A 12,757-nucleotide genomic window follows, 5' to 3' on the forward strand; every position below is an offset into this window, starting at 1 on the left:
CATAGGAAAGCCTCCTTTATAATGGCAGTAACGTTTTCATACTAGGTGATAAATATTTTTGCCAGTGCGTCCATGTGTGATCACCTTCAAATTCACTGTACGTGTAATGAAAAGGTTTTGCACGTAATTGTTCACTTAACTCGCGGTTTGGTTTTAGAAAATCAGCCGTGTCTCCGTCTGTCATTTTCACAACATTTTCTTTCGTTCCAATGATGTGGTAAATCGATAATGCTTCTGTTTTGTTAAATTGGCTAACTTTTTCCTGCACAGTTTTATTGACGTAAGGTGAAAACAATACTAGGTTTTTAAATAGTGTAGGATATTCTAGTGCAGTTAGCAATGAAATTGTTGCTGCCAATGAATCTCCTGCAAGAATCCGAGCCGCGGCCAACGGTTCAACACTATAGCTCTCTTCAATTCTAGGTAGTAACTCACAGGCGAGAAATCGAGTATAAGCAATATGAGTCTCGTTATCTGGGTGATACCAAGTTCTTCTCATTGATACACTTGGATAAGGGACGCCAACAACGATTACTTCTTCAATTTCCATATCGTTAATAAGCGTATCAACGTGTCGGTGGATACGTCCAAGTCGAAAAAAGTCTTGTCCGTCTTGACAAATCATTAAACGATATGATTTTAAGGGTGTGTAGTTAGCTGGTAAGTAAATCGATAATGAAATGCTATCTTTTAAATATTCACTTTCAATTGTCATTTCTGCTAAACTGCCTTCGATGTTAGCCATTGATAACTTCCTTTCTACCTTCTTTTCTCTCATTAGTTTACCATATTTCGATGAATAGCAGGGAGTACCCATTTTTTTGCTGATTTTATGATAAAATGAATGATTAAGGATAAACTAAAGTTACCTGAATGAATGTCAGAATTCAAAAAAACAAACACGTATTTAGTATGGCGTACGTTTTCTTCGGACAAGTCCACAGTCATGTTTTAAAAACGCATCAGTGCTATTCCCACAGGGGTCGCCGCCAATTATTAAGACGAATGTTGCGAATGATCTGACGGTTATGATTTATAAAGCTATCTTTACTAACCTGTAACATTGACTCACCTAAATAAAATGAGTAGACGGCTAATGGAGGAGTATATTATGAGATCTAGAAAACCTCATTGGATTTACTATCGGGAAGTATTTCGCTCAAAATTCCAAGCTAAATGCATTCAAGCAAAACTAGAAGATAACTGGCAAAATGGCTATGAAATTGGTCCTCTCGTGGAAGTGAAGCGATTGAAAACAAATAAGTATATTGTCCGTTACACCTATGATGAAGTGATTTAAACAGCGAAAGGAAGGCGAAAGGAAGAATGAGTGAGAGTCGACTAAGAATGCTGCGAATTCAAAAAGGCTTTAGCCTAGAGGAAGTTTCAAAGCAAGTAGGCATATCTGCAGGCTATTTATCACAAATTGAATCAGGAAAACGACAAGTTAATGCGATGATTTCAAATAAAATTGCTCAATTTTTCAATGTTTCATTAGATGATCTATTTGAAGCAACTCGTTATAAAACGATATGGGATTACTAATCAAGCAAAAAACTCCCCCTAATCATGTTAGAGGGAGTCAAGATTGAGCCTTATTTAGGTGAGATCATATTTGCGGGTACAACATATTCATTAAATTGTTCTTCTGTTAATAACCCACTACTAATTGCAGCGGCCTTTAATGTTGTATTTTCAGCATGAGCTTTTTTCGCAATTTTCGCTGCGTTTTCATAGCCGATATGCGGATTTAATGCTGTGACGAGCATAAGTGATTCGTTTAGCAGTTGATCCATTTTACCTTTATCTGCTTCCAAACCGATAAGACACTTATCGTGGAAATTATTCAAACCGTCTGATAGTAGGCGCATTGATTGTAAAACATTATAAATAATAACTGGTTTAAACACGTTTAGCTGGAAATGACCTTGACTTGAAGCAAACCCTACCGCTGCATCATTTCCAAGTACTTGTGCGGCAACCATTGTTAACGCCTCGCTTTGAGTAGGGTTAACTTTTCCTGGCATGATCGAGCTACCTGGTTCGTTTGCTGGAATAATGACTTCGCCAATGCCACAACGTGGACCACTAGCCAATAAACGAATGTCGTTGGCAATTTTAAAAGCGTCTGCTGCAAGGGCTTTTAAAGCGCCGTGGAAATAGACTAGTTCGTCATGACTTGTTAAACCATGAAAATGATTTTCAGATGCTTTAAATGTTAACCCAATTTGTTGGCTTAGTTGAGCGGATACTTCTTCGCTAAAACCGATCGGCGCATTTAACCCAGTTCCAACCGCTGTGCCGCCAATCGTTAATGAACGTACGTGGTCAAGAGACTGTTCAATCATTGTTGAACACGTAGCAAGCATATGCTTCCAGCCGCTAATTTCTTGTCCAAACGTTAACGGAGTAGCATCTTGTAAATGTGTACGTCCGATTTTAACAACGTCTGCAAACTCTTGTTCTTTTGCAGCCAACGTTTCTTTAAATTGTTTTACAGCAGGAATTAGTTCATTTTCTGCAAAGATAACGGTTGCCACATGCATGGCTGTAGGAAATGTATCATTGGAACTTTGAGAGTGGTTCACATCATCATTTGGATGAACGGTTACGCTTGTCTCCCCTTTTTCAGTTAAGTATTCATTTGCTAAATAAGCAATTACTTCATTCATATTCATATTTGATTGAGTGCCGCTGCCGGTCTGCCACACAACAAGGGGGAAGTGGTCCTCTAAGCCACCAGCAATAATTTGATCTGCTGCGTATGTAATCGCTTCGACTTTCTTAGCGTCTAGACCTTTCAATTTACCATTAACGATCGCAGCAGCTTTCTTTAATTCTGCAAAAGCTCGGACGACTTCAAATGGAATCTTCTCAGTACCAATCTTAAAGTTCTCTAAACTACGCTGCGTTTGTGCTCCCCAGTACTTATCAGCAGGAACTTGAATTTCTCCGATTGTATCTCTTTCTGTACGCGTTTTCATTTTTAATCATCCCTTTATCCCTAATTTCATGACGCATATCTATCATACCAAAAAACAACATGAAACTTAACGAAAATACAAAAAAAGAATTGAATTTGTCGAATGAACAAACCGAACAGCCGTCTAATTGAAACCATCCATAAAAAAGTCGCCAACGTATGATTTACGCTGACGACTAAGGGTTTATGAGAATAATTTTTTATAGACACTGTATCCTTCGTCATCTAGTTGTTCTTTTGGAACGAAGCGTAGCGCTGCTGAATTAATACAGTAGCGAAGACCATTTGGACCAGGTCCATCTGGAAACACATGTCCTAGATGGGCGTTCGCTTCTTTGCTTCGTACTTCTGTTCGAACCATAAAATGGCTTCGATCTTCTTTTTCGAGGATTTCTTGATCTTCAATTGGTTTAGTAAAGCTCGGCCAACCGCAGCCAGCATCGTACTTATCATTTGAAGAGAACAAGGGTTTACCAGAGACAATGTCCACATAAATGCCATCTTCTTCATGATCGTAATAGTCGTTTTTAAAAGGTGGCTCTGTCCCATTTTCTTGGGTAACATGGTATTGCATTGGTGTTAAGGTTTTCTTTAACTCTTCAGGTGATTTTTTTGTCATGATTGATCTCCTTTCCAATGTGTTTCAATAAAATCTTGTCTTCCAGATCCTTTACGGTAAAGTTGATAATGGAAGGCGTTTTTTTGATAATAATCTTGATGGTATTCTTCTGCACGATAAAAAGGTTTTGCAGGAAGAATGAGTGTAGCAATCGGCTTTGTGAATTTTCCGCTAGATTGAAGATCTGCTTTGGCTTTTTCAGCTAATGCTTTTTGTTCCTCGTTATGATAAAAGATCGCCGTTCGATAAGAATCGCCTCGATCATGAAATTGTCCACCAGGGTCGGTCGGATCAATTTGTTGCCAGAACAAAGATAAAATGGTTTCGTATGACATGAGTGTAGGATCAAACGTGATTTGTACCGCCTCAAAATGACCGGTGGTTTCACTACATACTTCTTTGTATGTGGGGTTTTCGGTATGACCGCCTGTATAGCCAGAAATGACCGATTCAACGCCGTCAAATTGATCAAACGGCTTGACCATGCACCAAAAACAGCCGCCAGCAAATGTTGCTTTTTCTACCTGATTCATCATTCTCACCCCAATTCATTGTATGGTTCTAGTATAACATACCACTTCACTGCTAATGTTATATCTGCTTATATGAAAACGTTTCAATGTTTTTAAAAAAGGGAATCTATACCGGTATTACTTAGCTAACCGTTCTATGTTGCGACGGCTGCTGGTATACATGTAAACAGATCATAAAGGAGAGGAGAGCTGGCTTATATTGTCAGTATTGAGAATGAATGAAAACTAAAAAAATAGGAAATCGTGTACTTATGATTAGCGCCGCGATTATGATTGCGTTTGTTTTATGGGGAGTCATTTCACCGATATCTCTTGGCGCAGTGGCAGATGATGCCCTTCAATGGGTTACGGAGTATTTTGGTTGGTTCTACATGCTTGTGTTAAGCGTTTTTATTGTATTTGCACTTATTGTAATGGTGAGTCCGTTTGGACGAATGCGCTTAGGGAAAGATGATGATGAGCCACAATACAAGTTTATTACGTGGATTGGGATGCTTTTTTCTGCTGGTATTGGCGTTGGTTTTGTCTTTTTTGGTGTAGCTGAACCAGTGTTGAATTACTTAGATCCGCCACCGAATGAAGCGGTTCAAAATCCAGAAGCTGCTGCTGCTGTAGGACTCCGGTATGCGGTCTATCATTGGGGGCTGCATTGCTGGATTGCTTCTTTAATTGTCGGCTTAATTATGTCTTATGTCATGTATCGTAAAAATAAACCTGCTCTCATCAGCTCTGCTTTTTATCCGTTATTACGCAATAAAACGGATGGAGTGATTGGGAAATCAATTGATATTTTTGCAATTCTGGCAACCTGTGCCGGTGTTGCCACTACATTTGGATTGAGTGCTTTACAAATATCCGGTGGGCTGTCTTACATAACTCCTATACCAAATACAGTTTGGACACAAATCACTCTCATTATTATTGTTACCATTTGTTTTATCTTTTCAGCGTTATCTGGAATTGATAAAGGGATTAAGCGATTGACGAATATTAATATTGCATTTGCGGGAATTTTGCTTATCTTCGTTATTTCATTTGGTCCAACGATTTTCATTTTTGAAAGTATGGTTACAACCCTTGGTTCTTATGTTGGAAACGTTGTGCAAATGTCGTTAACTCTTGAACCTTATGCAGGATCAAACTGGATTGCAGGGAACACGATTTTCTTTTGGGGCTGGCATATGTCTTGGGCACCATTTATTGGATTATTTGTTGCGCGTATTTCAAAAGGGCGATCCATTCGCGAATTTATTGCAGGCGTGTTGTTTGTACCCGCAGCATTAGCGTTAATATGGTTTTCTTCGTTTGGTGGCTCGTCGCTTTATTATGAAGTCAGCCAAGGAATTTCAACAATTACGAGCGTTTCACAAACGAATGAAGAACTGGCCATGTTTGTCTTGCTCGAACAGCTCCCGTTAAGTTTGCTAACAAGTATTGTTGCGTTACTGTTAATTTTTATCTTTTTTATTACGTCAGCTGATTCTGCAACCTTTATTCTTGGCTCAATGACATCAAATGGCATGCAAAATCCACCGACAAAACTTAAGCTATTATGGGGAATTTTAATTGGGGCCGTGGCGGCGGTACTCTTATTAAGTGGGGGCGATGATGGACTAAGTGCTTTGCAAACAGCTGCTATAACAGGTGGTTTACCAATTGCTTTCATTTTAATTGGGATGGTCGTCTGTTTAACGATCTTACTTACAAGGGATTATCGATACTACAGAAGACAAGTATTGGCAACCCGCTCAGCTTCGTTAAAAGATGAGATCCGAGAAGATTTTTACGAAGAGTGGAAAGATGAGGTTTCAGAAGAAATAAAAGATGATTTCAAAGATCAGGCTTATCAAGAATTAAAAGAAGAACTTCGTGAAGACGTGTACAAGGAATTAAAAGAAGATTTAAAAGAAGATGTCAAAAAACAGCTAAAAAAAGAAAACCGAAAAGATTTATAGCGAAAAAGGGCGGCGGCATGTCGACCCTTTTCTTATACTGTCAAATTATTTTTAACGAAGAATTCTGTTGTTTAGGAGGATTTTTAAAAGAAAAAACGAATCAATTGTTGGAAAATGTCAGTTTCATTTACAAAAGGGGGGTTAAGTCGGTGTAGTTGAAACACCGAACAAGTGCGTATGAAAGCGATGGTTACTGAATTACTGAATCAGTCTAATGTTCCGCAATGTGTGATTTATGATGACGAAATCATTATAAGAAACGATGCTTTTAATAAATTGTTAGGTCTTGAAAAGAAGCCAGATCTTAACATTCCTTTGGCAACTATTTTAAGCTACCAATCCATGGAAAAATGGGTCGTTGAGACTAATGGTATGAACGTGCAGTTAGATATTTCACATGCTGTGCTAGATCAAGAGTATATGCTCTATACATTTGCTGGAAAAACGAAAAAAGAAGATGTTCGGTTGAATATTGTTTCAAATGACCAATCGAAAAAATTACGCTGGTTAACCGATGAGGCGGGTAAAATTATTGAAGGTAGCGAAGTCGGGAGAGCGTTTTTGACGATTCAAGATTCCGTTTGGACGTTTGTGCCAAAAGAATTATATAACCCTAACGATAAAAAACAGGTTCTTACTTTTTTATATCAGCAAATTGAATATGAGGTAAGAGTGATTACATATAGCGGCTACATGTTATTTGATGTGGTTCGTGCGGAACAACGAGTGGAGCAACTGATTACAAGGAATGAGTTAATAAATATTTTAGACTTGTCAAATGAATGTTACATTCTTCATGATTCCATGACCATTCATTACGCAAACAAAGCGACGCATCGTTATTTAGGTATGAATCACACGAGTCTTATAGGAAAGCCAGTGCGTCATCATATTCAGGAACGAGAATTAAAGCTGGTGAAGGAAGCTATGCAGGCGCAACAAGAAGAAATCATGTATCGCCCAATCAAACTCATTAATGGGGATGGCAGTTTACTGTATACAATGTGTGCCATTCTTCCTGTTCATATTGATGGAAAGAAGCTATTTGTTTCTGTTTTAAAGCAACCTCATCAAACGTCTAAGCGAAGAGAAGAGGCGATGAAAGTTGCGTCTCGTTTATCAGCTAGTATGGCCCATGAATTAAGAAACCCATTAACAACGATTAAAGGGTTTATGCAGCTTTATGCAGAGACAAAAGCGATCCCTGAAAGTCAGGTCAAGACTATTAATGCGGAATTAACGCAAATGGAAAAGATCATTGATGATTATGTATTTCTTGCTAAGCAAAAAGGCATGGTTGAAAACAAAAAAACGATTGAAATAAACAGTTATGTAAGAGCATTGGCTAGAAAAGAAGAAATGAAAGAACTTGTTAAAGACAATCCTTTACTACTTTCTGTTTCTGACACGTATTACATCCACGGCTATGCACAAGAATTAGATATTTTATTTTTTAATTTAATAGGAAATGCAGTCGATGCCAGTCAGTCAGCAACGTCGATCGAGATAAGGGTAACGACTGACTACAATCAACTGTGTGTGCAAGTCATTGATAAAGGAACAGGGATCCCGCCTAATCGACTTTATTTGTTAGGTCAACCTTTTTTCTCGTCAAAAGAGAAAGGAACAGGATTAGGTTTAATGATCTGTCATAAGATCGTTGAATTGCACGGCGGCCGGATGGAAATTAAAACGAAAGCTGGTACAGGAACGATCGTCCAAGTTTATTTGCCATTAAAAGCGGTATCAGAAAACCGTGACGTAAAACGTGTTAAAAAAGGATTTCAGCAAGTTTTAGGACAAAGTGAAACCCGAATGCTAACAAACATAAACCAGCGATCACATTCAAAATAGGTAAAAGAGAGCGGCTCAAAAATTGACCGAAAAAAGAAGCTAAAAACGATAAGCTAATGTTCCAAACGAGAATGCCAAGAAAAAGAAAAATGGCATAGATAAGAAAAGAGCTAGACTGTTCGCTCGTGAGCTCGGCTAAGGTTGATCCGAAAATGCCAAACCAAAACATTAAATTAATTGGATTAAATAACGCGATAGATAAACCTGTCCAAAAAGAAGCGAAGACAGAAGTAGAGAGACTGCTTGAGCGAGAGAGAGCAGTCTTTCGCTTGTTAATGGACTCGATACCAAGATAAATAAGTAGAGTCGACCCAAACAAATAAAGACTAATTTGCACGGGCGTCATGAATATAATCTGCGTTAAACCAAAATAAATAATAATCATAAAACATACATCCGCTAGAATGGCGCCAATGCCGACAAAAAGAGCGGGAAAAAAGCCGTTTGATATGCCCTTTTTTACAATTGCAAGACAAATGGGACCGACAGGAACTGCTAAGGATAAACCAAGAATAAATGCTGAAAGAATATCAGGCATAAAAACCTCCTATTTCTTAGACATGCCTCACTAATTAGTAAATGATCAGTAATGGGGATTTAGACGTGCTTTATTTGTAATTTCGTGACTAGATTCGAATCAAGCTTCATATGATGGGAAAGAATGTAAAGGAGGATTGAAAATGAATCAATCTCGGTTATTAACAACAGCAGAAATGCTTTCCACTGAAGTCCCAAGTTGGGTGAATCAAAGTTATCAGGAATATAGTAAAGTCGTTACGGATACAACGTTCCCGTGTTTTTTTGGTCAAAAAGGAGAGCGAAAAGGGGAGTTGCGCTATTCGTATTTATCGCATGCAGATTGGTCCTCATTGCCACATACACTAAAAATGTTTCAATCTTTAATGGAGCAACGTCCACTTGTTAGGCGAGGGCTTTTTGTATTTGTGGAGCCTGAAGACCAAGAGCAAACGCTTGATTATTATCGTCGTTATTTTTGGGATATGCTTCAATACTTAAATGATAAAGACGAAAGTATTTGGCCTGAACATACGCCTAGCAATCCAGAACATCATTTATGGTCGTTTTGTTTTAATGGGCAGTCGATGTTCGCATTCGCAAATACACCTGCGTACAAGCAACGAATTACACGAGATTTAGGGCAAAGTATGGTTATAGGATTTCAGCCAAGGGAAATTTTTCAAGGGTTAGAAGGAACTGAGCCAAAAGGTCATAATTCACGTGAAGCTGTTAGAAAACGAGTAGAGGCGTGGGATCAAATACCGAAACATCCTGATATTAGTCATTATGGCGATGTCGAACATAGAGAATGGAAACAGTTTTTTATTGGTGATGATTGTGTACCGATAACAGGAAAATGCCCATTTAAAGCAAAAAACGATTCAAAATAGATTTTTGATCGATTGACGTGCTAAACTAAGCATATTACTTAAAGAAAAAGGGATATCATGAGATTTAGAATTGGCTATCGAACACTAAAAACCGCAATCGGTGTATTCATTTCACTTTCAATTGCGCAATTTCTGGAATTGAATTTTGCTTCATCAGCAGCCATCATTACGATATTATGTATATCCGTGACAAGAAAAAATTCGCTTCTTGTTTCGTGGGCGCGGTTTGTTGCGTGTATGATTGGTCTTGTCATGAGTTCTATTCTATTCGAGTTGATTGGCTATAATCCATTTGCAGCCGCACTCTTTATCTTGTTATTTATCCCTGTTGTTTTGCTTGTAAAAGCAAGTGATGGTATTGTGACAAGCTCTGTTATAGTTATGCATTTGTACGTTGTAGAAGAAGTATCGGTTGGCTTTTATTGGAACGAACTTCAGCTAATTTTTATTGGGATTGGTACAGCTCTATTAATGAACCTTTATATGCCCTCTAAAGATAAGGAAATGCGCGAACAGCGGAAAAAAGTTGAAGCATTGTTAAAAACAACGTTAAATCAGCTATCTACATATATTCGCGCTGGAGAAAGTAGTTGGGATGGGAAAGAATTGTCCCAATTAGATTGGGTGTTAAAGGAGAGTAAAAAGACAGCATTTGTTTCAATGCAAAACCATCTCCTGGCAGAAGAGAACCATTATTACCATTATTTCGCAATGAGAGAAAAGCAGCTAGAAATCATTGAGCGGCTTATGCCACACCTAACTCGCATTAATGGTTCGGTTCCACAGCAAGAGAAAGTAGCAAATTTTTTAGATGAATTGTCCCGTGCAGTAAGCCCAACGAATTCTGTTGCTTATTTTTTGCTTCAATTAGAAGAGATGCGTACGGAATTTAGAAATATGCCGCTGCCGAAAACAAGAGAAGAGTTCGAGAGTCGCTCGTCTCTTTTGTTAATTGTGTTTGAATTTGAACAGTATTTGAAGACAAAAGACGAGTTGTGGGCTCGAAAATCGGATAAAAAAAGACCATTGCGTAAACCCTAAACGTATTCGATACGAGGGGTGTACAAACGTGAAGTGGTCTTTTTTTCTGTCTATCTACGTGTTTTTTTCTGCACTATTTCCAAATCAATTTTTAATTGAACAAGCAGATATTATTGTGAATATTAAAACGAATGAATTAGCACTCATTGAAGCCAATCATATTAGTGAAGTCTTTCCAATTGCAAGCGGAAAAAAAGGGGAAGAAACGCCTGAAGGTGAGTTCCAAGTGCTTGTAAAAGCAAAGCAGCCTTATTACCGTAAAAAAGATATTCCTGGTGGGGATGAACGGAATCCGTTAGGGAGTAGGTGGATTGGATTTGATGCAAATGGGACAAGTGGCCGTACCTATGGTGTGCACGGAACGAACCAACCCCATTCAATTGGCTATCATGCGTCGTTAGGGTGTATTCGCATGGAAAATTCAGCTGTTGAATATGTATTTGAACGAGTAGAAATTGGGAGTAAAGTGGTTGTTGTTAATGATCAACGGAGTTTTAATGCATTAGGCAAAGCATACGGACTATTAAAGTGAGCCGAGGATTAAAGCAAATTTCACGAGAGCATACGTCTCGTGAAATTCATACGTTTGTATGCCATATTAAAACATGCCTAAACCAGCGGCTGCACCAAATACGCCTCCGAGTACAAGAGTCCCAATCATAATATATACAATTAAACGTTGGAATTTTCGTGGCATTGTCATCCCTCCACCTAAGCTTTACTAATGCTAGTTTACCTGATTGCTACAAAAGCAACAAGAGGAGTTTTTATGCTAGAACTAAAAATAGACCATATTGCATATGCCCTACAGTCTGAGGCGGAGATTGATCGATTTGTCGAGCTATTTTCTGTAGAGAAACCGACACGAGAACCGGTCAATGATCAGCTAGTAATCGTTTATCATCTTGACATGCCTCTTTTTTCAATAGAACTTTTAGTACCTATGGAAGATAACCACGGGTTACAGCGCTTTCTTTTAAAGCACCCATCTCCTTGCTTTCACCATTTAGCGTTGAGTTGTAAAGATTTAAGCTGTGGACAAGCCTTTTTTGAAAGCATCGGGTATCAATTTTTATATCCGGAAAGTAGACAAGGAAGTAATAAAAAAAGAATTAATTTCCTTAAACCTAATTCTACAAATGGTGTACTAATTGAATTGTGTGAGCAAGAAACATGAAAAATGTTACAGCATTCGTTATGATGAAAGAGATTATTAAATAATGGAGTGGATAAATTGTGGCAGAACGTGTTGTTAATGAGTTTATTGAGCTAGTAAAAGTTAGCTCTGAGACGAAACATGAGGCTGAAATTGCAAAAGTATTAAAAGAAAAATTCACGAACCTAGGGTTGACTGTTGAAGAAGATCAGGCACAAGAGATTACTGGACACGGTGCAAATAATTTAATTTGTACATTACCAGGAACAAGTGAGAAAGAAGTAAAAACGATTTACTTCACCTCTCATATGGATACAGTCGTTCCAGGTAAAAACATCGAGCCGATCCTTGAAGAGGGTTACATAAGAACAGATGGAACAACAATTTTAGGTGCGGATGATAAAGCCGGTATTGCAGCGATGCTTGAAGCTATTGTTGTATTAAAAGAACAGCAAATCGAGCACGGTCCAATTCAATTTATTATTACGGTTGGAGAAGAGTCAGGTTTAGTCGGGGCGAAAGCACTTGATCAAAGCCTCATTCATGCTTCTTATGGGTATGCCCTTGATAGCGACGGAGAAGTTGGAGGCATGATTACAGCTGCGCCTTCCCAAGCGAAGATTACGACAAAAGTTTACGGCAAAACAGCTCACGCTGGAGTAGAGCCAGAAAAAGGCATATCGGCGATTTCTGTTGCCTCAAAGGCAGTAGCACAAATGCCTCTTGGCAGGATTGATAACGAGACAACTGCGAATATCGGTCGCTTTGAAGGCGGTACACAAACAAATATCGTATGTGACTATGTTGAAATTACAGCGGAGGCACGTTCCTTAGAGAAGAATAAGCTAGATACCCAAGTTGAGGCAATGAAAAAAGCGTTCGAAAAAGCTGCAGAAAACATGGGTACGTCGTGCGAAGTCGATGTAAGCTACTCGTATCCTGGCTATAAAGAAGAAGCAAGTGCTGAAGTGGTGCGTATTGCAAGTGAAGCCATTACTTCGTTAGGTCTAAACCCGACTATGAGAGCCAGTGGTGGTGGGAGTGACGGTAACGTTATTTCTGGATTTGGGATTCCGACGATTAACTTGTCTGTTGGCTATGAGCAAATTCATACGACGAATGAACGTATTGCAATTAATGCGCTAACAAAGGTAGCGGATGTAGTCGTTGCGATTATTAAAGAAACAGCAAAAGCATAGAAAATAAG

The 12,757-nt window shown here is 38.6% G+C and carries 15 protein-coding genes; 9 read left to right on the forward strand and 6 right to left on the reverse strand.

Annotated elements, in window-relative coordinates:
- Positions 1 to 16 precede the first annotated feature (16 nt).
- Complete coding sequence (locus ABC361_RS08260; protein ID WP_413073536.1) at positions 17 to 745, reverse strand: alpha/beta hydrolase; 729 nt, start codon at positions 743 to 745, stop codon at positions 17 to 19.
- A 366-nt stretch (positions 746 to 1,111) separates the two neighbouring features.
- On the opposite strand from ABC361_RS08260, the gene ABC361_RS08265 reads away from it, so the two are divergent.
- Positions 1,112 to 1,300 carry a hypothetical protein gene (locus ABC361_RS08265; RefSeq protein WP_413073537.1) on the forward strand — a complete coding sequence of 63 codons (189 nt, stop codon included), beginning with the start codon at positions 1,112 to 1,114 and terminating at the stop codon, positions 1,298 to 1,300.
- Between the two features lie 26 nt (positions 1,301 to 1,326).
- The gene (locus tag ABC361_RS08270) at positions 1,327 to 1,545 is read left to right on the forward strand and encodes a helix-turn-helix domain-containing protein (RefSeq protein WP_099300469.1); all 219 of its coding nucleotides are present in this window, start codon (positions 1,327 to 1,329) and stop codon (positions 1,543 to 1,545) included.
- A gap of 50 nt (positions 1,546 to 1,595) precedes the next feature.
- Here ABC361_RS08270 and fumC read toward each other — a convergent pair whose 3' ends face one another.
- The 3 genes from fumC to msrA all read right to left on the reverse strand — a co-directional run bounded on the left by fumC (position 1,596) and on the right by msrA (position 4,135).
- Entirely contained in the window at positions 1,596 to 2,984 is a 1,389-nt protein-coding gene (gene fumC / locus ABC361_RS08275) for a class II fumarate hydratase (RefSeq protein WP_413073538.1), read from the reverse strand.
- A gap of 183 nt (positions 2,985 to 3,167) precedes the next feature.
- On the reverse strand, positions 3,168 to 3,602 hold the full coding sequence (msrB, locus tag ABC361_RS08280; protein WP_413073539.1) for a peptide-methionine (R)-S-oxide reductase MsrB: 435 nt from the start codon (positions 3,600 to 3,602) through the stop codon (positions 3,168 to 3,170).
- Positions 3,599 to 4,135: a peptide-methionine (S)-S-oxide reductase MsrA gene (gene msrA, locus ABC361_RS08285; protein ID WP_413073540.1), complete on the reverse strand. Its 537-nt coding sequence runs from the start codon at positions 4,133 to 4,135 to the stop codon at positions 3,599 to 3,601. Before msrA ends, msrB begins: the two co-directional genes overlap by 4 nt.
- A 218-nt stretch (positions 4,136 to 4,353) precedes the next feature.
- On the opposite strand from msrA, the gene ABC361_RS08290 reads away from it, so the two are divergent.
- Together ABC361_RS08290 and ABC361_RS08295 are read left to right on the forward strand one after the other, a co-directional pair.
- A complete protein-coding gene (locus ABC361_RS08290; protein WP_413073541.1) occupies positions 4,354 to 6,090 on the forward strand; it encodes a BCCT family transporter in 1,737 nt (578 codons plus the stop codon).
- Between the two features lie 186 nt (positions 6,091 to 6,276).
- Positions 6,277 to 7,944 (forward strand): ATP-binding protein, encoded by a 1,668-nt coding sequence (locus ABC361_RS08295; protein ID WP_413073542.1) that lies wholly within the window; start codon positions 6,277 to 6,279, stop codon positions 7,942 to 7,944.
- Here ABC361_RS08295 and ABC361_RS08300 read toward each other — a convergent pair.
- The gene (locus tag ABC361_RS08300) at positions 7,862 to 8,482 is read right to left on the reverse strand and encodes a LysE family translocator (RefSeq protein WP_413073543.1); all 621 of its coding nucleotides are present in this window, start codon (positions 8,480 to 8,482) and stop codon (positions 7,862 to 7,864) included. The genes ABC361_RS08295 and ABC361_RS08300 overlap by 83 nt on opposite strands.
- Before the next feature lie 142 nt (positions 8,483 to 8,624).
- Here ABC361_RS08300 and ABC361_RS08305 point away from each other — a divergent pair, with 142 nt between their 5' ends.
- Genes ABC361_RS08305 through ABC361_RS08315 form a run of 3 tightly spaced genes read left to right on the forward strand, consistent with a single transcriptional unit; the run spans position 8,625 to position 10,926 of the window.
- On the forward strand, positions 8,625 to 9,353 hold the full coding sequence (locus ABC361_RS08305; RefSeq protein WP_413073544.1) for a YqcI/YcgG family protein: 729 nt from the start codon (positions 8,625 to 8,627) through the stop codon (positions 9,351 to 9,353).
- 57 nt (positions 9,354 to 9,410) lie between these two features.
- A complete protein-coding gene (locus ABC361_RS08310) occupies positions 9,411 to 10,394 on the forward strand; it encodes an aromatic acid exporter family protein (protein ID WP_413073545.1) in 984 nt (327 codons plus the stop codon).
- Between the two features lie 28 nt (positions 10,395 to 10,422).
- Positions 10,423 to 10,926, forward strand: a complete 504-nt coding sequence (locus ABC361_RS08315) for a L,D-transpeptidase (protein ID WP_413073546.1) — start codon at positions 10,423 to 10,425, stop codon at positions 10,924 to 10,926.
- 66 nt (positions 10,927 to 10,992) lie between these two features.
- On the opposite strand, the gene prli42 is transcribed toward ABC361_RS08315, so the two are convergent.
- The gene (gene prli42 / locus ABC361_RS08320) at positions 10,993 to 11,091 is read right to left on the reverse strand and encodes a stressosome-associated protein Prli42 (RefSeq protein WP_176554198.1); all 99 of its coding nucleotides are present in this window, start codon (positions 11,089 to 11,091) and stop codon (positions 10,993 to 10,995) included.
- 72 nt (positions 11,092 to 11,163) lie between these two features.
- Between prli42 and ABC361_RS08325 the strand changes: the two genes are divergently transcribed.
- Together ABC361_RS08325 and ABC361_RS08330 are read left to right on the forward strand one after the other, a co-directional pair.
- Positions 11,164 to 11,571: a VOC family protein gene (locus ABC361_RS08325; protein ID WP_413073547.1), complete on the forward strand. Its 408-nt coding sequence runs from the start codon at positions 11,164 to 11,166 to the stop codon at positions 11,569 to 11,571.
- Positions 11,572 to 11,627: 56 nt separating this feature from the next.
- Positions 11,628 to 12,749: a M20/M25/M40 family metallo-hydrolase gene (locus tag ABC361_RS08330; RefSeq protein ID WP_413075740.1), complete on the forward strand. Its 1,122-nt coding sequence runs from the start codon at positions 11,628 to 11,630 to the stop codon at positions 12,747 to 12,749.
- Positions 12,750 to 12,757: the final 8 nt, after the last annotated feature.

Origin of the sequence: Shouchella phoenicis, assembly GCF_047238345.1 — a bacterium.
In the GTDB taxonomy this organism is placed as follows: Bacteria; Bacillota; Bacilli; order Bacillales; family Bacillaceae_D; genus Shouchella.